The sequence below is a fragment of the Bifidobacterium sp. AGR2158 genome (assembly GCF_000424225.1).
GTDB classification, from domain to species: domain Bacteria; phylum Actinomycetota; class Actinomycetes; order Actinomycetales; family Bifidobacteriaceae; genus Bifidobacterium; species Bifidobacterium anseris.
Map to the genome: position 1 here is coordinate 203,969 of NZ_AUJM01000012.1, position 22,748 is coordinate 226,716.

The 22,748-nt window shown below is 63.1% G+C and carries 17 protein-coding genes; 4 read left to right on the forward strand and 13 right to left on the reverse strand.

The window, feature by feature from the left end; translation table 11 throughout:
- Positions 1–13: 13 nt before the first annotated feature.
- The 5 genes from G606_RS0103555 to G606_RS0103575 form a co-directional block, all read right to left on the reverse strand.
- The gene (locus G606_RS0103555) at positions 14–1,933 is read right to left on the reverse strand and encodes an ABC transporter ATP-binding protein (RefSeq protein ID WP_026644798.1); all 1,920 of its coding nucleotides are present in this window, start codon (positions 1,931–1,933) and stop codon (positions 14–16) included.
- Between the two features lie 52 nt (positions 1,934–1,985).
- Positions 1,986–2,594: a MarR family winged helix-turn-helix transcriptional regulator gene (locus G606_RS09785; RefSeq protein WP_081664026.1), complete on the reverse strand. Its 609-nt coding sequence runs from the start codon at positions 2,592–2,594 to the stop codon at positions 1,986–1,988.
- 273 nt (positions 2,595–2,867) lie between these two features.
- Complete coding sequence (locus G606_RS0103565; protein ID WP_026644799.1) at positions 2,868–4,397, reverse strand: amino acid permease; 1,530 nt, start codon at positions 4,395–4,397, stop codon at positions 2,868–2,870.
- Positions 4,398–4,468: 71 nt separating this feature from the next.
- Entirely contained in the window at positions 4,469–7,375 is a 2,907-nt protein-coding gene (locus G606_RS0103570) for an ABC transporter permease (protein WP_051198549.1), read from the reverse strand.
- Between the two features lie 7 nt (positions 7,376–7,382).
- Positions 7,383–8,084, reverse strand: a complete 702-nt coding sequence (locus tag G606_RS0103575) for an ABC transporter ATP-binding protein (RefSeq protein WP_026644801.1) — start codon at positions 8,082–8,084, stop codon at positions 7,383–7,385.
- Between the two features lie 300 nt (positions 8,085–8,384).
- Here G606_RS0103575 and G606_RS0103580 point away from each other — a divergent pair, with 300 nt between their 5' ends.
- Positions 8,385–8,918, forward strand: coding sequence for a helix-turn-helix domain-containing protein (locus tag G606_RS0103580; protein ID WP_026644802.1), 534 nt, complete (start codon positions 8,385–8,387; stop codon positions 8,916–8,918).
- Between the two features lie 250 nt (positions 8,919–9,168).
- Here G606_RS0103580 and G606_RS0103590 read toward each other — a convergent pair whose 3' ends face one another.
- The 4 genes from G606_RS0103590 to G606_RS0103605 all read right to left on the reverse strand — a co-directional run bounded on the left by G606_RS0103590 (position 9,169) and on the right by G606_RS0103605 (position 11,851).
- The gene (locus G606_RS0103590; protein ID WP_026644803.1) at positions 9,169–9,534 is read right to left on the reverse strand and encodes a type II toxin-antitoxin system PemK/MazF family toxin; all 366 of its coding nucleotides are present in this window, start codon (positions 9,532–9,534) and stop codon (positions 9,169–9,171) included.
- On the reverse strand, positions 9,534–9,785 hold the full coding sequence (locus tag G606_RS0103595) for an AbrB/MazE/SpoVT family DNA-binding domain-containing protein (protein WP_196799999.1): 252 nt from the start codon (positions 9,783–9,785) through the stop codon (positions 9,534–9,536). Before G606_RS0103595 ends, G606_RS0103590 begins: the two co-directional genes overlap by 1 nt.
- Before the next feature lie 116 nt (positions 9,786–9,901).
- The gene (locus G606_RS11150; RefSeq protein WP_133120912.1) at positions 9,902–10,249 is read right to left on the reverse strand and encodes a hypothetical protein; all 348 of its coding nucleotides are present in this window, start codon (positions 10,247–10,249) and stop codon (positions 9,902–9,904) included.
- A gap of 126 nt (positions 10,250–10,375) precedes the next feature.
- On the reverse strand, positions 10,376–11,851 hold the full coding sequence (locus G606_RS0103605; RefSeq protein WP_026644806.1) for an amino acid permease: 1,476 nt from the start codon (positions 11,849–11,851) through the stop codon (positions 10,376–10,378).
- A 208-nt stretch (positions 11,852–12,059) separates the two neighbouring features.
- Here G606_RS0103605 and G606_RS0103610 point away from each other — a divergent pair, with 208 nt between their 5' ends.
- On the forward strand, positions 12,060–12,938 hold the full coding sequence (locus tag G606_RS0103610; RefSeq protein WP_026644807.1) for a helix-turn-helix domain-containing protein: 879 nt from the start codon (positions 12,060–12,062) through the stop codon (positions 12,936–12,938).
- Positions 12,939–13,069: 131 nt separating this feature from the next.
- On the opposite strand, the gene G606_RS0103615 is transcribed toward G606_RS0103610, so the two are convergent.
- On the reverse strand, positions 13,070–14,335 hold the full coding sequence (locus tag G606_RS0103615) for an AGE family epimerase/isomerase (RefSeq protein ID WP_026644808.1): 1,266 nt from the start codon (positions 14,333–14,335) through the stop codon (positions 13,070–13,072).
- Between the two features lie 119 nt (positions 14,336–14,454).
- The gene (locus G606_RS0103620; RefSeq protein ID WP_026644809.1) at positions 14,455–16,623 is read right to left on the reverse strand and encodes an alpha-galactosidase; all 2,169 of its coding nucleotides are present in this window, start codon (positions 16,621–16,623) and stop codon (positions 14,455–14,457) included.
- Between the two features lie 224 nt (positions 16,624–16,847).
- On the opposite strand from G606_RS0103620, the gene G606_RS0103625 reads away from it, so the two are divergent.
- Both G606_RS0103625 and G606_RS0103630 read left to right on the forward strand, forming a co-directional pair.
- Positions 16,848–17,588 (forward strand): hypothetical protein, encoded by a 741-nt coding sequence (locus G606_RS0103625; RefSeq protein WP_026644810.1) that lies wholly within the window; start codon positions 16,848–16,850, stop codon positions 17,586–17,588.
- Between the two features lie 100 nt (positions 17,589–17,688).
- Complete coding sequence (locus G606_RS0103630; RefSeq protein WP_026644811.1) at positions 17,689–18,339, forward strand: YesL family protein; 651 nt, start codon at positions 17,689–17,691, stop codon at positions 18,337–18,339.
- 270 nt (positions 18,340–18,609) lie between these two features.
- Here the strand turns inward: G606_RS0103630 and G606_RS0103635 are convergent, their stop codons facing one another.
- Entirely contained in the window at positions 18,610–19,641 is a 1,032-nt protein-coding gene (locus G606_RS0103635) for a LacI family DNA-binding transcriptional regulator (RefSeq protein ID WP_026644812.1), read from the reverse strand.
- A 328-nt stretch (positions 19,642–19,969) separates the two neighbouring features.
- On the reverse strand, positions 19,970–22,678 hold the full coding sequence (locus tag G606_RS0103640; protein WP_026644813.1) for a glycoside hydrolase family 2 protein: 2,709 nt from the start codon (positions 22,676–22,678) through the stop codon (positions 19,970–19,972).
- Positions 22,679–22,748: the final 70 nt, after the last annotated feature.

The window sequence follows — 22,748 nt, forward strand, 5'->3', positions numbered from 1 at the left end:
GACCTGCGCGTATTCAGGCGCCGAGCTCCTCCTCGCTCAGCTGCGAGTGCGCGATCTGCTGGTAGACCTCGCAGCTCTCGAGCAGTTCGCGGTGCGTGCCCTTGCCGACGAGCTTGCCGTCATCGAGCACAAGGATGCAGTCGGCATCCATGATCGTGCCGACGCGCTGCGCGACGATGATCTTCGTCGCGTCCTTCGCATACGCCTTGAGCGCGTCGCGCACAACGCGATCGGTCTTGAAATCGAGCGCCGAGAACGAATCGTCGAAGATGAGGATCTCCGGATTGCGGTAGACGGCGCGCGCGATCGACAGACGCTGACGTTGACCGCCGGACACGTTCGTGCCGCCCTGCGCGATCGCCGCGTCGAAAGCGCCCTGCATCTTCTCGACGAATTCGGTCGCCTGCGCGACGTCGCACGCCTGCTCGACGCGGTTCTCCTCCTGCGCGCTGAGCGCACGCTCCTCGTCGGCCTTGAGCATCGCACGTTCCGCCTTGCGGCCGCTCGCGCGCGACGCGTCGAGCATCGGCACATCCTCGGATTCGCCGGGACGGTCGCCGTAGCTGACGTTCGACGCGACGGTGCCCTTGAACAGGAACGACTGCTGCGGCACATAGCCGATCTTGTCGCGCAACGTTCGCAGGTCGTAGTCGCGCACGTCGACGCCGTCGACGAGCACTGCACCGTCGGTCGCGTCGTAGAATCGCGGCACAAGATTGATCAACGACGATTTGCCGGAGCCGGTCGCACCGATGATCGCGATGGTGTCGCCCTGATTCGCCGTGAAACTGATGCCTTCGAGCATCGCCTCGCGCGAATCGGGATAGGCGAAGCTCACGTCGCGGAACTCGACCATGCCGGCGACCTCGAGGTCGTCGCGGTAGTCGGCGGCGTCGGAATCATCGATGACGCCGACCTTCCTCGCCTCGGCCACGGTCAGGCCACGGTCGCGCGTGCCGGACGTGACGAGCGGCTCGGTGTCGATGACCTCCATGACGCGGTGCGCGGAGACATCGGCGCGCGGCCACAGCACGAAGACCATGCTCATCAGCAGGAAGCTCATGATGACCTGGATCGCGTAGCTCGAGAAGACGATCATGTTCGAGAACAGCGTGAGCTTCTCGGTGGCGCCGGCATCCTGGATCAGATAGGCGCCGATCCAGTAGATCGCGAGCGACAGGCCGTTCATGATCGTGCTCATCAGCGGCATCATGACGCTCATCGCACGGTTCGTGAACAGCTGCGTGTTCGTCAGCGCCGCGTTCGCATCCTCGAACTTCTCCTCCTGGTAATCCTCGGCGTTGTAGGCGCGCACGACGCGCATGCCGGTAAGGTTCTCGCGCGCGACGAGGTTGATGTCGTCGGTCAGCCGCTGCATCGCCTTGAACTTCGGCATCACGAGCGCCATGAGGACGCCGACGGCGACGATCAGCACGGCGACGGCGATGCCGGTCGCGAGCGTCCATTCGAAACCGTCGCCGGCGATCTTGCAGACGGCCCAGACGGCCATGATCGGCGCTTTGACGAGCATCTGCAGACCCATCGTGATGAACATCTGGATCTGCGTGACGTCGTTCGTCGAACGCGTGATGAGGCTCGCCGTCGAGAAACGGTGCATTTCGGAGGGGCCGAAGGACTCGACCTTGCGGAACTCGAGCGAGCGCAGCCGCTGGCCGAAGGACGCGGCGACGCGCGCGGCGAAGTAGCCGGTGATGACGGCGCAGACGAGCGAGCCGAACGAGACGAGCAGCATCTTGCCGCCGGCGACCCAGATGTCGTGCATCTGGCTGCCCGGCGTTTCGACAAGCCGGGTGATCTGAGCCATGTAGCTCGGCAGCTCAAGGTCGAAGTACACCTGCCCGACGATTGTGACAAGCGATAGCAGCAGCTGGCCTATCTCCGTCTTGGAGAGGTATTTCATGATTCGCAGCATGGGGCTCCTTGTACGGGGGATTTGTGGTGGATGGATTGTGGGGTGGGTTGGGTTATGCGGTGGGTTGCACGGGTTCTGCGGGGTGCACGGGTTCCGTATCGGAACGGGGTTCGAATGAATCGTCCGGCGGTCGCAGGCAGATCGGGTCGCCATGTGCCATCGCGAGCATACGATCGTGCAGTCGTCGTCGGCGCGCGAAGGCTTCCTGCACCTGCTCGTCAGTCGGTACGGGACCATCCGGCGTACAGACGGACATGTAGGTCATGAACTCGGCGAGCAGGTCCACGAACGCTCGGGTGCGCGTCTCGCCCATGCGGGAGAACACCCAGGTCAGATCCCGGACGAGCATTTCACTGTGCCGACGCTCGGCCTGTCGGCCTTCCTGGGACAACGCGATGCGCACGCTGCGGCGGTCGAACGGATCTTCGGAGCGCACAATCCAGCCTTTTTTCGTCAGACTGGACAGGATCGAGGAAATACGGCCGGAAGTGGCGCCCATCGCCTCCGCAAGCTGCTTGGGCGTGCGCGGCCCTTGGAACGACAGCTCGCGCAGCACGAACATCTCGCCTTGGCCGCCGCGCTCGAAAGAGCGCATCGCGCGCGAGCGCGACGACCACATCGCGAACATCAGCTCATGCACCGCTTCCAACGTGTAATCCATCATCACTCGCAATCATCTTCATCCGGCACCAATTTGTCTTACACCGTAAACTACTTACACTGTAAGACATCTGCGGCGACGGCTGCATCCCGCCGATCGCACGTCCCAGCAACGGCAGTCCGTAGTTGACCTCAACCACAGACCGCCATTATCAACCCTTCAGATGGCAGTACGCGGTTGAGGTCAATCACAGACTGCCACCGCAACCGCCACAAACGGCAGTCGGTGGTTGAGATCAACCACCGACTGCCGTCTGAACATAGGTAAGCGAGATCAGTGCTTCAGGGCCGCACGTAGGCCGCGGCTGGAATAGCGGTCGTGCAGCAGACAGTAGCCGCCGAAAACGACGAGCCATACGAGGCCGGCGATCGCCGGCCCGCGCGTGTCCGCGCCGATGAACAGCGTCGCATAGATGAACACGAAGAAGACGATCGTCAGCGGGTTGAGTACGCGGTAGGTCGGCATCAGGAAACCGTCGGCCATGAATTGCGGCGAATTGCGGTAACGGTAGTGCGCGACCATCGTCAGGATGTAGATGAAGATGAACACGGCGGAGGCAGCCGACGAGAACAGCACGAAGGCACCGGACGCCCCCGGCAGCGCCGCGATCGCCGGCGACAGCACAATCAGCGCGCCGGAGACGACGATCGCACGTGCCGGCACCTTCGTCTTCGAAACGACGCCGAGCTTGCTCAACGTCGGCGATTTGGATTCCTCGCCGATCTGGAACAGGTGGCGTCCCGCCGAGTACAGCAGCGAGTTGAGCGACGACGCGGCGGCGGTCAGCACGACGAAGAACACGACTGCGGCGGCCCAGTGTAGGCCGGCGAATTCGAACACCATGATGAACGGGGATGAGAACTGGTTGCTGTTGTCGTTCGTCATGAAGTTACGCCACGGCACGATTGCCATGATCGCGAGCAGTGCGCCGACGTAGAAGACGAGCACGCGCAGGATGATGCCGTTGATTGCCTTCGGCAGCACTTTGCGCGGATTCTTCGTCTCGGACACGGTCACGCCGACGAATTCGATCATCGTGTAGGAGAAGAAGACCATCTGGAAGCTCATCAGCATCTGCGTCCACCCGTTCGGCGCAAGCGAGAAGCCGTCGGAGATGTTCGCGAGCGACGCCTGACCGGCCGGGTACGTCTGCCCGGATCCCGGCAGTTTCGTCGCGCCGTATCGGTAGCCGGCGACGACCATGATGATCGACGTGACGATGAGCGCGAGGATCAGGAAGATCTTGATCATCGAGAACCAGAACTCCGTTTCGCCGAACAGTTTGACGGCGATCAGGTTGACGCTCACGAGCGCGGCGAGGAACAGCAGTTCGATGAGCCACTGCCATGATTTGAGTTCGAAGCCGAGCGTATGGAAGAACGTCACGCAGTATTGGCCGACGGCCGAAAGTTCGGTCATGCCGGTCAGGATCAGCACGAGCCAATATGTCCACAACGCGAATTTGCCGGTGCCGTTGCCCAGATACATGCGGATGAAATTGATGAAGGTGTGCTGGCTCGGGTCACGGTACATCAGTTCGCCGATTGCGCGCATCATCAGGAACATGACGCCGCCGACGAGGATGTAGACGAGCACGATGCTCGGCCCGTCGAGCGCGATTGACTTGCCCGAGCCGAGGAACAGGCCAGTGCCGATCGCACCGCCGATCGCGATGAACTGCACATGGCGGTTCGTCAGCCCGCGTTCCATCTCGTTGTCTTCGTCAACCGTCTCGAGCGAGTTGTTCACGGCCTCCTGACGGCTACCGCCGGAGGGGCCCGCAGATTGTTGCATATTCGACATAATACGTTCGACTGTAGCCGCCATCTGTTGCGCGCCGTTCGCACTGCGCATACTCACGGCGCGCAACCGCACTATTCGACCGACTTGAGCGAACTGACCGGATCGATGCGGTCGAGGACGGGGTCGACGAACAGCTGCACGAGCCACGCGAAGGCGAGCGTCGCGACAACGGTGATGACATAGCTCCACCAGAAGATGTGCACTTCGAAATACAGTCCCGGCATGTTGAGCACGCTCGTGAGCAGTCCGGCGACCCACCGCCCCAGCGGCAGGCCGATGATGATGCCGATGATCGTCAACACCATCATCTCGCGGTTGACGTAGCGGTGCACTTCCTTGTCGTAGAAGCCGAGCACCTTGAGCGTGGCCATCTCGCGCATGCGTTCCGACACATTCGTATGCGCGAGCGTGAACAGCACGACGAGCGCGAGGCTGCCGGCGAGCGCGACGATCAGCCCGACGACGGCGCCCATCAGATCGAACTTGAAATGCTCGGCCTGATAGGCGGTGGAGCTTGCGCTCAACACGATCGCGTCGTTTTCGAGCCGCTGCACGTACTTGATCTGCGCGTCGTCGTCGCCTTTGAGCTTGGCGTAGACGGCGTTCCAGGTGATCGCCGGCTCGTTGCCCGACAACGCTTCCTCCACGCCGCCACCCTGTTGCGCGGGGAACAGATGCCGGTACAGGTCCTGGGAGATGAACACCTCGGCGCCGACGAGACTGCGCGTGACCGCCGTCACCTTGACCGTATGCGGCTGCGTGCCGTCGGCGCGCAGCGTGACCTCGTCGCCGCCCTGCAAGCCGAGCGACTGTCCTGCCGCCTGTGACACGATGATGCCGTCGTTATTCAGTTTGACCGCCTGATCCTTGCCTGCGTCGTGCATCCACCCGAACAACGATTCCGCCTGCGCGGGCTTGAGATTGAACATCTCGTTGAGTTCGGCGAGCTGGTCCTGCGGCACGATGGTGAGCTGGATGCTCGAGCTGCGGTCGCCGGCGTTCGTGATCTCACCGTTCTCGATGCGGGTTTCCATGATCGCCGTCGTTCTGCCGTCGGAGACGAGCCTCTCCTTGAGCGCCTGCTCGTCGCCGTCATTGGCCACGGCGAGCATGTCGTACTGGTCGACGCCCCGGTATTGGTTCGGTCCGATGGCCGCCACCGTATCGTTGATGGCCAGACCGCATAGAATCAGCGCCGTGCAGCCGGCCACTCCGCCGACCGTCATGATGAGACGGCTCTTGAACCGGAAGATGTTGCGCGCGGTGACCTTGTTGAGGAAGCTCATGCGCCTCCACAGCGGCCTGATGCGCTCGAGAAGGATGCGCGAGCCGGCTTTCGGCGCCTTCGGCCGCATGAGCGTGGCCGGCATCTGGCGCATCTCGCGGACCGATGCGAACAGCGCCGCGCCGAGCACGCCCACGACGAAGAGCAGGATGCCCATCGTGCCATACAGCCAGTCGTACTCAAGACGGAGGTCCGGGATTGCATACAATCCCTTGATTACCAACAGCAGGAACGCCGGAATGCCGAGGAATCCGATGAGCAAGCCGAGACCGCCCCCGATGAGGCACGCGAACAGCGCGAACAGCGCATAGCGCAGCGTGATTGCGAGACGGCCGTACCCGAGACCCAGATACGTGCCGACGAGTCCGCGGTCCTCCTCCACGAGACGGCTCATCGTCGTCAAGCTCATCATGACGGCCACGACGAGGAAGACGATCGGAAACGCGCGACCGAGTGATTCTATCGAGCTGATATCGGATTTCAATGAGCTGAATCCGGCAAGTGCCGATCTGGATTGCATGTACCAGCGTGGCGTTGCGATATCGTCGATCTCCTGCTGCGCCTTCGCGAACTCGAGGTCGGCATCCTTGCGCTGGGCGTTGAGCTCCTGCTGTGCCGCCTTGAGTTTCGCCTCGCCAGCCGCCCACTGCCGCTGCGCTTCGGTGAGCTGCGCGGGTGCGGGCATACCGGCGGGAATCTGCACGGCCTGTACATCAAGCAGATGCTTCTGCTGGTCGAGCTGCGTGCGCTGTTCGTCAAGCTTTCTCTGCGCATCATCGAGTTTGGCGTAGGCGTCGTCCTGCTGAGCCTGCAGCTCGTCCTGCGCGGTCTTGACGAGCGCATCGCGGCGCGCCTGCTCGCGCCTGCCCTGAACGTCGTTCTCGACACGCTTGATGACTCCGGAGACGTATTCGTCGTAGCTATCGCTGAACGCATCCTTGTTCTCGGCGTTCTCGAGCCGGATCACGACCGAGCCGTACACATCCGGGTCGGCGCTCGCGATCGGCGCGCCGGAGGAGTCGACGAAGGTCCTGCGGATGCCGTCCTTCGCCATGTAGAACGCGTAGTCGTTGGTCATCGTCGAGCGGAAGGCACCACTCGAGTATCCGTCGGGATTCGAAAGGTCGGAGGGGTCGGTCACGATGCCGGTGATCTTCAGCGCGCGCAGAGCCTTGGCGTCGTCGTCGTCGGCCACCTTGACCGTATCACCGACCTTCGCGCCGGTGTCATGCGCGAACTGCGAGCTGACGGCCACCTCGCCCGGTCCGTCCGGCAGCCGACCCTCGTGCAGATACGGATGGTCGAGGTCTCCGGCCGGTTCCTGAATGGTCGCGCCGAGCCGTTTGCTCGACCCGTCGTCCACATGGACGCGAATCATATGCATGCCCTGCGCAGCCGTCACATCGTCCACATCGCGCAGTGCGGCGACGTCATCATCGGTGAGCCCCATCGTGGAGACCACCTGCACGTCGTGGAGCCCCTGTTCGCGGTAGAATCTGTTCGCCGCGGCGAAGGTATCGCGGCAGCCCGCGTACATGCCGGTGAGCACGGCCACACCGAGCATCGTGATGATCAGAATCGAAAGGAACGGCTTCCATGCATGCAGCCAGGAGCGCAGCGTGTCCAGCAGGAAAGCGGATCCCACGGGCGATGCGCTCTTGCGCGGGTTCGGGTTCACAGTGCGTCGGGTCATCGTCACCTCACCATTCGATCTCGCTGATCGGCGTCGGATGATCGTTGATCTCCTGACTGACGACCTTGCCGGAGCGGAAACGGATGACCTTATGCGCCATCGGCGCGAGCGCCGAGTTGTGCGTGACGATGAGCACGGTCATGCGCTCGTCGTGGCAGATGTCCTGCAGCAGCTGGAGCACCTCCTTGCCGGTCTCGTAGTCGAGCGCGCCGGTTGGCTCGTCGCACAGCAGCAGCTTCGGTTTCTTCGCGAGCGCACGGGCGATCGACACGCGTTGCTGCTCACCGCCGGACAGTTGCGCCGGGAAGTTGTTGAGCCGGTCGCCGAGACCCACCTTGCGCAACGTGTCCGCGGGGTCGAAATGGTCGGCGCAGATCTGCGAGGCAAGTTCCACGTTCTCGAGCGCGGTCAGGTTCGGGATCAGGTTGTAGAACTGGAAGACGAAGCCGATGTCGTTGCGCCGGTAGGTGATCAGGTCGTGGTGATCGAGATCGGTGATGTCACGGCCGCCGACGACGACCCTGCCGGAGGTCGCCGTGTCCATGCCGCCGAGGATGTTGAGCGCCGTCGTCTTGCCGGCGCCGGACTGCCCGAGGATGACGCTCAGCTCGCCTTCGTCGGCTGTGAAATTCGCGTCGTCGAGCGCACGGATCGTGGAATCCCCGGCCGGATACTCCTTGACCACATCATTGAATTCGATGTACGCCATCATCTACTCCTTCCGCTGCACTGCGCCCTTCGGCCTTAGTACCTCCCAATTTAGTATCTCTGAGTTTGGGCGGCGAAACGCCGCCTCCACCCGCAACACGCAATCGCATAACACGGCGTCCGCATAGCCGATCGTCACAATCGTTGGAATCCCGCCATTGGACAGCGTTGTCCTGTGTCCAATCCATGGTCATCTCCCGAGTTCTCGGGCTGCGCCCGGCGATGATGTGCGTGTTGCCTCCGACGCGGTGCAAAGCTGATGCTCGAAAGCACTCCCCGACCAGAGAAAGGACAGCGCGCGATGAACCAGAAGCACATCGGGACGTTCCTCAAGGAGCTCCGACTTGAACACAGCTGGACGCAGCAGCAGCTCGCGGATCAGATCGGCGTGTCCAACCGAAGCGTGTCCCGTTGGGAGACCGGCTCGACGATGCCCGACCTTTCACTGCTCGTGATGCTTTCGGAACTCTATGGAATCAGCGTCGATGAAATCCTCGACGGCGAAAGGAAAGGTGACGACATGATCGACAACACGACGATGGGCAAGGTGGCCGACTACAACGCGCAGATCAACGAGAGGAAGGACCGACGTATGACGGTGCTGTTCTCGATTGCGTTCGTGATGTTCATCGGATACTGCATCATCGAGGCGAACGGCCTGGCGGATACGGCGCCGTGGTCGAACGTGGCCGAGGCATGCCTCGGCTTCGTCGCGGGCATCCTCGCATGCGGTGTGCTGTACGCGTCCGGCCGCATGCAGCAGATCTCGAGGGCGAAGCTGCGCCTCAAGGGCTATCTGCTCGGCAAGAAGCACAACGACGATTCGACGCGCTGACCGCGCGCAGACGCCGACCGTGCTGACGTCGCTGACCACGCGCTGACTTCGCGCTCACGCGCGCGCAGCCGTAACGGCCGAGCCGTCCGCCGCATATCTCGAGATCGAGGAGGATTTATCGAGATATGCGGCGGACGGCTCGGCTGCTGCGTTCTTCAGCATTCCCGCAGACGATTTCATTTCATATGATCGATTTCGATTGATGCTGAGCGAAGTTGCGCGAGCCGTCCGCCGCATGCGCCGACGTTGATCAAGCGAACTGCTCGATGCGCATCGTGGGTTGCATCAGGCACCCCAGAATCATCTCCGTGAGCGCATTCAGCACATCGGCGTCGACTTCACCGACGACCGTCGCGTTTCTGGTCCGCAAATCCAATGATTTCAGCTGTTCAACCTGTGCCCAGCCGTGGATGGCGTTGCCCCGCTCATCCTCGATAACGCCGATGTTGATATGCAGCGGATACTCATGCGCGCTCGTCACCGGGACGACCATGATGAGATTGTTGAATCGATTGTACGAGTCGTTGCTCACGACGATCGCCGGCCTGCGCTTGGTCTGCTCATGCCCGGCAGCTGGATCAAGATCGACCCAGATCACATCACCGTAATGGAACATCACCACTCCTCGTCGCCAACGGGGCCACCGAAGTCATCCTCCTGCGGCTGCGGACCCGAATAACCGGCGAACATACTCGCAAAATCAGGAATGGAAATGATTCGTTTCCGAACCGGAGCGAGCACGATGTTCCCGCCTTCTACGTGAACATCGAGCTCATCCCCTACGTTCAGATGCGCCTCTTCGAGGACCTGCCGCGACAGGCGCACCCCCTGTCCGTTGCCCCATTTGACCAGCGTGGTGACCATCATCCCGCTCCTTGCCGCTCCATGACCTCAATACCGTATATACAAAGTATATACCTTTCGATCATGCATTGGCACAAAGGTTTGCTGTGCAGCAGCAGCCGCAGCCGCACAGCAAACCGTCAGCGCTGCGCTTGCAGATCATAGACAACTACATCCCGCGCTTCATCGATCACCTTCACAGGAGCTTGACGATAATCGACCTCCAACATGCCGTCAGCGATGAGATTGTTCACCATTCCACGGCGAACGATATCAAGAACTTCGTAAAGCACGACATAGAACTCGTCATACCGAACGGACGGATCCTGCTCCACCAGGTTCTCATTGTCGCTTTCGTAAGACGTAACCAACACTGCATGGCACGAAGAACCATCGGCATACACAAGCAGCAGCTTCGCATGCGGATGCTCCTGCTCATACGCAAGCAGCGGTCCAATTATCGCACTTTCTTCTTGGTGATACCACATGATGTCATCTTCTCAAAGGACAACCAGAAACTCCATGATGCGCCACTCGTTTGCCATACAGAAAACGGTCTTTGACTCGGGTAGAAAGCCAAAGACCGTGCATCAGCGCCATGCGGCACTCCACTATCAGCACTCCTTCGCCGCCTCCCGGCGTCGTTCGCCGCCCCTCGATGCGAGCGCATATGCCGCGAACAGCACGGCGAGCCAGATCACACCGGCGATGAGCGCGATGCGGTAGCTCGGCGAGAAGCACATCAGCACCGCCACCATCGCCAGGAACGCGATGATCAGATACGGCATCCACCGCCATCCCGGCAGCTTGAACTGGATCTTGTCGAGCGCCTCCTTGCCGGTGAGCCCGCGCAGTTCACCCGGGCCGTCGCCGGCTGCCACATGACGTCGGAACAGCATTTCGGTGATCATGATCATCGTCCAGTTGATGATCGCGGCGATCGTCGCGATCGACATCAGATAGTTGAACGCGAACTGCGGCCACAGGAACACGACTACAACGGCGACGACGGTGACGGCGGCGCTCGTGAGCACTGCCGCGACCGGCACGCCGCGCTTGTTCACTTTTCCGAGGTACGCCGGCGCGTTGCCCTGCCTGGCCAGAGAGAACAGCATGCGCGAGTTCGAGTAGAGCGCGGAGTTGTAGACGCTCATGACTGCCGTCAGGCACACGAAGTTGAGGATGCCGGCGGCCACCGGCACGCCGACCGAGTCGAAGATCTGCACGAAGGGGCTCATCTGACCGTCGATCCTGTTCCACGGCACGACCGCCATGATGATGCCGAGCGCAGCCACGTAGAAGACAAGGATGCGCCAGATGATGCCGTTCGTCGCCTTCGGGATCGTCTTGCGCGGCTCGGCGACCTCACCCGCCGTCACGCCGATGAGTTCTGTGCCGCCGAAGCTGAACATGACGACGACGAGCGCCATCAGCAGACCCGTCCATCGTCCGTCCGCGGCGCGCGACATGACGCCGTTCGGGAAGAAGCCGCCGTCGATCGTGAACCAGTTCGCGAAGGACGCGCGCACGCCCGAATCGGTCGGCAGATTCATGATGATGACCGCCAGGCCACCGCCGATCATCGCGATGACGGCGACAATCTTGATCAGCGCGAACCAGAATTCGAATTCGCCGAATTCGCTGACCCCGAAGAGATTGAGGATTGTGATGAGCACGAGGAAGAACGCCGCCGATGCCCACTGCGGAATGTTCGGGAACCAGTAGTTGACGAAGGATCCGACGACGGCGAGCTCGACCATCGAGACGAGCACATAGTTGAACCAGTAGTTCCATCCGGAGATGAATCCGGCCCGCTTCGACCAGTAGCGCGACGCGTAGTAGCTGAACGCGCCCGCCTTCGGGTCTTCGACGCTCATTTCGCTCAGCGCGCGCACGATCATGAAAATCGCGGCGCCGCCGATGATGTAGGCGAGCAGAATGGAGGGGCCGGCGAGCGAGATCGATTCGCTCGAGCCGTAGAACAGGCCGGTGCCGATCGCGCCGCCGAGCGCGATGAGCTGGATGTGCCTGTTCTTCAATGATTTGCGCAGCTGTTGCGGCTGCTCACTCACTTCGGATGTGGAGGCCATGATCGTCCTTTGTTTCGCATTGCCGCGAACGGCCGTCCGTGGCATGGCAATGGCATGGAAAAGGCCGCACCACGCGCGCATGCGTGGACGGCTGACGTCCATTCTACGGACACGTTGTTACGGCGAGCCTCACGAACATGGCAAAAAAGGTCGAGCATCAGCGCAGAACATCGACTTACATGGAAGCTGTCGAAGGAGACGAACGACGATGGACGAACGAACGGCCGCGGTCCAGCGGATGCAGGACTACATCGCGCGGCATCTGCATGAACGCGTCACGATGTCCGATCTGGCCGGCGCGGCGCTGTTCTCACCATGGTATGCCTACCGCCTGTTCCGCGAGATGACCGGTCTGACGCCGGCCGCCTACATGCGACGGATGCGGCTGAGCAGTTCGGCGATGGCGCTCAAACACGATGCACGTCCGGTCACCGAGACGGCCTTCGCGTATGGCTTCGGCAGCGTCGACGGCTACGTACGCGCGTTCAGGCGCGAATTCGGGCGCACACCGGGCGACTTCTCCCGTTCGCCGAGCCCGATCACGTTGTTCCATCCTTACGGCGTCCAGTATCAGCAACCACGAAAGGACACGATCGACATGGATACGATGCAGTACCTGTGTGTCACCCCGATCCACAAGCCACGCCGCAAGGCGATCATCAAACGCGGCACGTCCGCGAACGATTACTGGGCCTACTGCGAGGAGGTGGGCTGCGACGTCTGGGGCACGCTGCTGAGCATGGATTCGCTGTGCGGCGAGCCGGTGTGCCTGTGGCTGCCGGCCGCGTACCGCGAGCCCGGCACCTCGACCTATGTGCAGGGCGTCGAGGTGGGCGTCTACTACGACGGCCCGGTCCCCGACGGATTCGACATCATCGAGCTGCCCGAAGCGGACTATCTGATGTTCCAGGGGCAGCCCTTCGCCGAAGCGGACTACGGCGAGGCGATCCAGTTTGTCGAACATGCGGCGGACCGCTACGACCCATCCGTGCTCGGCTACCGCTGGAGCACGCAGTCCCCGCGCATCCAGCTCGAGCCGAAGGGCGAACGCGGCTATATCGAATTCCGTCCGGTCACGGTGCAGTAAGGCACAGCACCGTCCATCCGAAACCCGATAGGCACCAATATATGAGCGGGCGCCGCGACAGCAGCCGCGGCGCCCGTTCACGCTAAGCGACAGTATGCACAGTGCTCACCGTGTTCATACTGTGCTCGCCGTCAGTCGAGGCCTTCCTCAACGCCCTTCTTCGTCGCCGGAGCGATCGAGAGCGAGGGGTCGCGCAGCGGGATCATCATCGCCTGCGTCGCATGGTACAGGTCGGACTTGCCCGGCCAGACCGTGTCGATGACCTCGTTCTTGCGGTTGAGCTGGTGGAACCACGAACCGTTCTTGTGGTCCATCAGATAGGTGTCGATGTACTCGAGGAAGGTCGCGTACCAGTCGGCGTACTCCTGCTTGCCGGTGACGTGGTAGAGCGTCGCCGCCGTGTTAACGCCTTCGGCGAGCGTCCAGTGCATGCGGTCGTGCACGACCGGCTTGCCTTCCCAATCGGTCGTGTAGACGATGCCCTGCGCGCCGTCGGCGTCCCATGCGTCCTCGACCGCGCGGTTGAATAGATGCTCGGCCGCGTCGAGGTACTTCTTGCCGTCGCCATTGAGTACGCCGTCCTTGCCGTACACGGAGAGCGCGTACTGCGTGATCAGGCGCGCCCATTCGATGCCGTGGCCCGGCGTCGCGCCGTAGGGCTTGAACTGGTCGTCCGGCTTGTCGGCGTTGAACTCGAGCTGCGCCATCCAGTCGGAGGTGAAGTGCTCCGGGATGCGCCAGTTGTTCTCCTCCGCCCACGTGAGCACATGGCCGATGATGCGGCCGGCGCGTTCACGCCAGCTTTCGTCACCGGTGACGTCGGCGACGGCGAGGCACGCCTCGACCGAGTGCATGTTCGCGTTGAGGCCGCGGTAGGTGTCGAGTTCGGTGAACTCGGTATTCCACGTGTCGACGCTCAGGCCGATCTCATCATCCCAGAACTTCGTCAGATAGACGTGTTCGGCCTGTTCGAGCAGCTCCTTGGCGCCCGGCCGTCCCGCGAGCAGCGCCGAGGAGGCGGCGAGCAGCACGAAGGCGTGCGCATAGGCCTGCTTCGTCGGCATGTGGCAGATGTCCGGCGTGATTTCGGCGTACCAGCCATCGTTCTCCTCGTCATGCAGCACGCCGCGCAGGCCGCGGATGCCGTCGTCGACGAGTTCGGCAGCGCCGTCGACGCCGAGCAGCGTCGCGAGCGAGTAGACGTGCGTCATGCGGCACGTGATCCAGGTGGCGCGATTGCGGTCCTTCCACGGCGTGCCGTCATCGCCGAGCCAGTACGAGCTGCCGTCGACGGCAGGGAAATGGCGTCCGAACGCGATGAGGTTGTCACGGGAGATGTCGAGGAACTTCTTGTTCTCCGGCGTCCCGATCTGATACTTCGCATTGGTGGTGGTCATCGTCTTCCTTCCGATTGTCGTCCGCTGTCTTCGTTGACGTTGCCTGACCGTGACGGCCATGCGCGCTTTCGTGCGCGTACGATACCGAGCGTATCACTGAAGCGCTTAAGTGGCAAGTTTCACCGCACTTCCTGAATGTCGAGAACGATCGCCTGCAGCGGCCACAACGGCGGGATCTGCAGGCCGATGTGCGCGAGCAGCGCGCCGCTCACGACAAAGCCGTCCTCCGTGCGCGCGTCGCGCATCCATTCGGGCGTGTTCCAGCCCCAGCGCGACTCGCCGATCTCCTGACGCATGCGCACGCGGTAGACGCGGTCGTCGCACACGCCGGCCGGGCGCAGCCGTTCGGTAAGGATATCGCGCAGATTCGTGACGGTCGCGATGACCCAGATCGCGCGCGAAGCGTCGTCGGCGACGACGCCGCGTGCACGCAGTGCCGGATCGTGGAAGTCGGCGTGGTGCACGGATCCGGAGTGCAGGATGCCGCGCAGTTCCTTGACGAGCGTGACGAACTCGGTGATCTGCTTGAGTTCCTCGGGCGTGCATTCGAGGATGTTCCATTCGAAGCCGGAGCAGCCTTCGAGTGACATCGCCGCACGGTAGGACAGGTCGGTCGCGCGCCACGTCGAATGCGCCGGGCTTGGTCCGATATGTGCGCCGATCATCTCCGGAGGCACGACGAGCTCGGTGTAGCGCTGGATATCCACGCGGTCGCGAGGATCGTTCGAATCGGAAGCCCAGATGCGGTCGGCGTGCTGCAGGATGCCGGCGTCGGTGCGGCCGCCGCCCGAGGCGCAGCTTTCGATCTCGAGCCCCGGGAACTCGTGCTTGAGCTCGTCGAAGAGACGGTAGCAGGCCTCGGTCTGCGCGTGCAGCCCGTAATGGCCGGCGTGCACCGGCTCGGTCACGTCGCGGTTGTGGTCCCACTTGATGTAGTCGATGCCCAGTTCGCGGATGAGGTCGGCCATCTGGTCATGCACATGGCGGTAGGCGTCCGGATTGGCCAGATCGAGCACGTACTGCGTGCGGTAGGAGACGTCGGCGCGGCACGGCACCGCCTCGGGCGCCGCGAGGATCCAGTCGGGGTGCTCACGTGCGCAGTCGGAATCGAGGTTGATCATCTCCGGCTCGAACCACAGGCCGAACTGCATGCCGAGGCCGTGCACGTGCTTCGCGAGCGCGTCGAGTCCGTTCGGCCACACTTCGGGATCGACGACCCAGTCGCCGAGGCCCTTTGTGTCGTCGCGACGCAGATGGAACCAGCCATCGTCGAGCACGAAGCGTTCGACTCCCACCTTCGCGGCGAGGTCGGCGAGCTTGATCAGCGTCGCCTCGTCATGGTCGAAGTAGACGGCCTCCCAGGTGTTGAGTGTCACCGGACGGTCGGTGCGCACATGCTGCGGCAGCGCGCGCAGCCAGCGGTGGAAGCGGCTCGCGGCGCCGTCGAGGCCGGCATCGGAGTAGGAGAAACACACCTGCGGCATCGCGTAGGACGAGCCGGGCTCGAGGCGCATCTCGCCGGGGCCAAGCAGTTCGCCAGCACCGAGCAGCGCCTCGTGCTGCGGCAGGTTGTCGAGACGGTAGGTCTGATTGCCGCTCCATGCGAGGTGGCATGCCCACACTTCGCCGGCGGAGAACTTCGGCGCGCCGTCGGAGGCGATGAACAGCCACGGGCTTTCGTGGCTCGTTTTGCCGTGGCGGCAGTCGCGCGTGACGGAGCCAACCGGCAATGCCGTCGTCGCCGGTTGCTTTTCGAGCGGCCAGCGGCCGGTGAACTGCGTCAGATGGTCGGCGCGGCGCGGGATCGGCATCGTCAGGTCGAGCCAGTTGACGACGAGCGGCTCGCCGCCCTCGGCGGCGTTCCCGACGGTGGCCTTCGCGAGCAGCAGGCCTCCTTCGGCGAGTTCGAGGCGCATGTCGAGCGCGACCTCGTTGACGGCGTCCTCGGCGTACACGTCGAGCGCGACGTCGTCATGCGCTTCGGTCGTCACCGACGTCCAGCGCACGAACACCGGCTTCTCGCCGCGGTACGCCTCGAGTCCCGGGCGTCCCGCGAAGGCCTCGGCGCCCTGCGGCAGAATCGACGGGCGTAGCGCCGCGTCCGGATTCTCGTCCGGCGGCGTCACCTTGAGCGTCATCACGTCGAGCATCGCGAGTACGTCCTCGGCGCTCGACACGCCGAAATCGCCGCCCCAGTACTCGACCTGCGGCATCTCATTCTGCGGCGTCTTGAGCACGACGCATACGCCGTCGCGACGCAGCACCACATGGTTTCCGTTGTCGAACATCGTTGTCTCCTTCGCACAACTGCGGCGTGTCCGCCGCGCATTCAGTTCCCCCGTAAGCTCCGCCGTCGGCACTACATAAGGGGTTGACTTTTTCGTTCAACCAGTATAAATTAAGCGGTTAAGTAACGCAAACAGAACATGGCTGAGGTTCACTTCGACACGCCGATGTGCGCACCGCGGCCACCGGCGACGCCGCCGGAAGATATGACGAGAGGAAGGGCGCCATGGCAGCAGACAAGCATTCGCCGAACGATCGGCTCACCGAATCCCAGCGCGCGGCCGTGGACACGCTCACGCAGTCCCCGCAATACGCCGGCAAATCGAAACTGTATGTGTTCGCGAAACTGCCGATGCGGCAGAAGGCCGCCTATTTCCGCGAGCATTTCCTGATTCCGTGCGTCGCCGCCGTCATCATCATCGCGTTGTGCGCCTTCGTCATCGTCCGTTTCGTCTCGCCGCGCGAACGTCCCGCGCTGTACGCGGCTGTCGTCGACAGCACGCTGCCGCTCGGCGAATCTGCGAAGCTACAGGAGCAGTACGCGAAGACGCTCGGGCAGGACGTCATCATCGACGACTATTTCGACACGAAGAAGGACGGCCTTTCCAAACTGCAGACGATGATCTCGAGCGAGCAGATCGACGTCGTCATCGCACCGCCTTCCGTCTTCCGCGAACTCGCCGGCTACGGCTACTTCACGAATCTCAAATCGGCGTTGCCTGCCGGCGAATACGGCGATCTGCACGCCTATGTCGAGGATTTCCACGGATTCGACGATTCCGCGCTCGCCGACGACGTCGACGACTCCGGCAGCGGCAAAGGCAAGGCGGAACCCTACGGCCTCAAGCTCGACGATGCGAAACGCTGGCATGAGTTTGCGACCTCCGACGCCGCGCTCATCGGCGTCGTCGCGAACACGAAGCAGAGCGGCAACGCACAGCGTTTCATCGAATACCTGTACCGTTGAACGTGCCGGCAGCGGCATGCGATCCACTGACTGCACGCCAGAATCATCTGTAGACAAGAATCTGTAGACATCCGAAGCCATCTGGAGAGGAGACACCGCCATGAGTTCCAGCCTGTTCCGTCAGGACAATCCGTTCAACATCGTCATGGGCCGCATCGGCGACCTCGCGATGCTGTCCGTCGCATGGTTCGTCTGTTCGATTCCGATCGTGACGATCGGTCCGGCGACCTCGGCCGCCTGCGAAGTCGCACGTGAGATCGTCGAGGACACCGATGAAGGCGTCCTGCGCACCTTCTGGCGCGCGGTCAAACGTCGTTTCGGCGTCAACATGCTGTTCTCGCTGCTGTTCATCGTCCTCTTCGCGATCGGCGCCGTCGACCTGTGGTACATCTCGCGGCAGTCCGGCGACGCAGCGTCCATCATCTACGGCGTCACGCTCGGCGCGCTCGTCATCGTCGCGATGATGCTGTCCTTCGTGCTGCCGCTGTCCGGCCGCAGCAAGCTGTCCTGGTGGGAGCAGATCCGCCAGTCGATCCGCCTGTCGCTGATGAAGCCGCTGTTGGCGCTCGGCAACGTCGCACTCATCGCGCTGCCGTTCGTGCTGATGTGGTTCGCGCCCGGCGCGATTGTCTGGGTGCCGATTCTGTGGTGCGTCCTCGGCGCCGGCGTTTCGATGTGGGCGGTCATGCGCTGGACCTGCAAGGCCTTCCAGCTCAAGCCGCGCGACACTCCCGCCGACCACGACGCCTGATCTTCCCTGACCCACCCCCGCCGCGCGAACGCGACCGCCGCAACTTGCACCCGAACCGTTCGCAACACCCCGCCGCGCGAACGCGACCGCCGCAACTTGCACCCGCAGCGTTCGCCAACAGGCATCTTCGCGATCGCCACCGGTGCGCATTGCGATCGTCCGGTTCATTTATGGATCCTATGGATACGGCAGCGGCCCCGCCTGCATGACTTATCAGGCGGGGCCGCTGCCGTCTTTCTTCTCCTATGCGGCGAGCATGCGCCGCACATCTCAGCGTTCCGGGGCCGGGCTGGTGGATTCGCGCACGCGCAGCACGTAGGGCGGTTCCTCGACGACGTCCACTTCCTCACCATCGATGAGCTTGAGCATGAGCGACGCGGCGATGCGTCCTGATTCCACGATGTCGCGGTTGAGCGCCGTGATGCCGGGATGCGCGGCCTCGCACATGAACGAATCGTCCCAGCTCATGATCGACAGATCCTCGGGCACGCGCACGCCGCTCACCGCCGCGACGCCTTCCGCGGCGAGCGCCATCACGTCGTTGTCGTAAATGATCGCCGTCGGCGCCGGATTGACGCTGAGCAGTCGCTTCGTCGCGTCGGCGCCGGCCGCGGGCGTGTAGTCGGTGTGCAGGCAGCGGTAGCGCACGCCGAGTTCGGCGGTCACTTCGGAGAACGCGGCGTCGCGGATGTACGAGTGACCGAGTTCCTCAGGGCCGGCGACGCGCGCGATGTTGCGGTGGCCCAGATCGTAGAGGTGACGCACGGCGAGTCCGACGGCGGCCGCGTCGTCGCTCGCGAGCGTCGGCAGCCCGGCGGTGAGCGACGCGTCGGCGACGGCGAGCACCGGCATCTGCGGATTCTGCTTCATCATGTCGATGCGCGGGTCGCCGATTTCGAGATTGAGCAGCAGCATTGCGTCGACGTTGCTCGTCGCGACCCAATCCTCGATGATCGAATCCTCGTCGTCGCTGTCCATCGACATGCGCACGAGCAGCGAGTAGTCCTTCTCCTCGAGCTCCGCGCCGAGGCCGGAGATGAGGCTCATCATGTACGGCTCGACGGCGAGCAGCTGCGGATCGTAGCCGAGGATCAGGCCGATGCGCCGCGTCTTGGACTGCGCGAGCGACTGCGCAGCGCCGTTCGGTTTCCATCCGAGCTCCCTGGCGACCTGCAGCACCTTCGCGCGCGTCGTGTCGGAAACCCCCGGTTTCCCGTTCAATGCGTAGGACACGGCGCTGCTCGACACCCCCGATGCCTTCGCCACGTCGAAGATCGTGACCTTCGTCTTCTGTGTCGCCATGTCGTTGTCTCCCATCCCGTCACGCTGTGCGCACGCCACTGTGCCGCTGCGCTCCGTGGCCGCCGTCCATGCCCGGACGTCATGCGTTGTGCTTGGTGCCTCGCGATTCCGTGTCGCATCCGCGGGGACGCCTGCACTGAATCGCTTCAGAACCATTGTATAGAGAAAGGTCGGTCGACGCATCTCGCCGTCCGACTTTTCCTCATAATCGTCCGACTTTTCTTATAATTCTGCGTATTGTGCGATTGTCTCGTCCGAACAGGTCGAATGGTCCGGACGATAGTTAAGCGGCCATCAGTTGCCGAAGCGCTGATGGCCGCTTAAATCATCACTTCGCTTCGCGCTTGAGGTCATTCGCGCTGCGCAGCACGTTCGGCGCCGTGAAGGCCTGCGGATCATCCGCGTCCGTCGTGATGTGGAACGTGACCGATTCGCCCGGCAGCAGTGAGACGAGGCCTTCCTCGACGCTGGCCTTCGCATCCACCTTGTCGACCATGACGAACAGGTCGCGCACGTAGTCCTTCGCCGTCACCGTAAGCTCGACGCCGCCGTCGACCTTCTTCGCGTCCGCCGTGAACGCCTCGCCGGGCGCGGCGAGCGACTGGTCGACGACTTCGGCCGGATTGTAGACGACGCGCGCGAAGGAGTTGTCGGACGGCGTCGCGACGATGAGCTCCGCGTTCGGATCGTCGTAGCCGACGATGGCGTCGTCGAGCGTGTATCCCTTGTGCGAGTTCGCGTCGAGGTCGACGTCGATCGTCTGCGTCGCGAGCACGTCGCCGCCGAACGTCACGCGTTGCACCGTCCATGTGTCCTTGACGGATTCGCGGGTGTCATTGAGGACGATGAGCTCGAAGTGGTCGGCGCCCACCTTGACGCCTTCCCAGCTGTGCGTCTGACGGTACTCCTCGGACGTGCGCGGCTGGATCGTCGCGAGACGCGGCGCGAAGAAGTCGCGCGACGCATACCACACCGGCTTGCGATGGCCGTTGAAGTCGACGGCCGCCCAGGACACGACCGGCCAGTCGTCGTTGAGCTGCCAGATGAGCGCGCCTGCGTTGACCGGCGCGAGCGAACGCATATGCTCGACGCCGAACTTCATCGCATGCGCCTGCTGCAGCTGGCACGCCCAGTGCCAGTCCTGGATGTCGTCCCAGTCGTCGGTCGGGATGAGCCAGCTGTGCGCTCCGTCACTCGGCTTGCCGTTGACGACGCCGCCGAAGCTCACGTCGTCGAGGTGGCCGGGCGTCAGATGCGAACGCATGCCACGGGCGAGCTTGTGGTTGCCGCCCATCGCCTTCTGGTGCACGAGCATCTGCTTGCCGAAGGGCTCGAGCTTCTCGTCGTGCACGGCGCCGACGAGCGTGCTCCATGCCGGAGGCGCCTGATAGCCGAATTCGTCGGCGAAGCGCGGCGTGTACTCGGCGTAGATGCGGTAATCCTTGCGGTTCCATGCATCCCAGATATGCATCGTGCCGTCGGTGTCCCAGTTCGCGTTCGTGAACTTCGTGAAGCTCATCGGCGAGCTCGGAAGGTAGACGTGCGTCGGGTCGAGCTCGGCGAGCAGCTGCGGGAAGAGCTCCGAGTAGTAGTAGTCGCCCCAGCCCTTCTCGCCGTAGCCGTATTCGTTCGCCGGCAGGTCGTCGTCACGCACGGCCTGCTTGTAGCCGCCCCATTCTGCGTAGGCCACGTAGTTTTCGTTCGAGCCGTTCCAGACGATGAGGCTCGGGTGGCTCGACAGGCGCACGATGGCTTCGCGGGCTTCGGCCTCGACTTCTTCCTTCGTCTCCGGATCCTCCGGGTAGGCGGCGCACGCGAGCATGAAGTCCTGCCAGACCATGATGCCGTATTCGTCGCACAGATCGTAGAATTCGTCGGCTTCGTAGATGCCGCCACCCCAGACGCGAACCATGTTCGAGTTCGATTCGACGAGGTCGCGGATACCGCGCTCGTAGTCCTTCTTCGTCACGCGCGCGATGAACGCGTCGTCGGGGATCCAGTTGTAGCCGTGCGCGTGCACCGGCACATCGTTGACGTAGATCTGGAACGGGCGGCCGAGGTCGTCGGCGCGCGTGTCGACATGGGTGGCGCGGAAGCCGATACGGCCCTTCCATTCGGCCTGCAGATCGGCACCGGCCTTGACGTCGACGGCATAGAGTGGCTGGTCGCCGTAGCCAAGCGGCCACCACAGCTTCGCGTCCGGCACGGCGATCGTGATCGTCGTCTCGTCGCGGCCCTGATCGACCGAGCCATCGGCCTCAAGCATCGTGCCGTAGCCTTCGAGCGTCACGTGGACCGGGACCGGCGTCTGGAACTTGTGGGCGTCCATCGGGTTCATGATGCGGCCATGGCCTTCGCGCTCGACCTTGACGTGCACGTTGAGGATGCCGGTGCCGTCGGAGGCAACGTCGACGAGCGGGCGAACCTCGGCGAGGCGCACGCCGCTCCACGAATCGATGCCGATCTCACGCCAGATGCCGGCGTTCGCGACGTCGATGCCCCAATCCCAGCCGAAGGAGTAGCTCGGCTTGCGGATCTGGTTGAAGGCGTGGTGCTCGGTGTGCGGGTAGTAGCCGCGGCGCTGCTCCTCGGAGTCGGAATAGCGCACCGGGGACATGAAGGTGACGGTGAGCACGTTCTCGCCGTCGCGCAGCAGGTCGCGCACGTCCCAGCGGTAGGAGCGGTGGCAGTTCTCGGTCTGCGCAACCGGGTCGCCGTTGAGTTCGATCGTCGCGACGGTGTCGAGGCCGTAGGCGACGAGATCGTGGCGTGTGTTGCTGTCGTCATGCCATTCGAAGGTGCAGGTGAAACGCCAGTCGACGTCGCCGGTCCACTGCAGCTTGTTCTCGTTGTCGCCATCGAAGGGGTCGGGGATAAGGCCGGCGTTGAGCAGGTCGAGCGTCGCCTCGCCCGGGACGGTCGCCGGGATGCCGGCGGTCAGCTTCTCACGTAGGTCGGCGGGCACGACCTCCGGATTCATTGCGGTGACGGTCCAGCCGCTCGACAGCGGGGCGAAGGTAGAAGAGGTGTTGGTCATGATATGTGCTCCTGGATTGTGGGCGGCCCGAGGCCGCCGACGGAAAATCGGGAAAGAAGAGGAGAAAGGG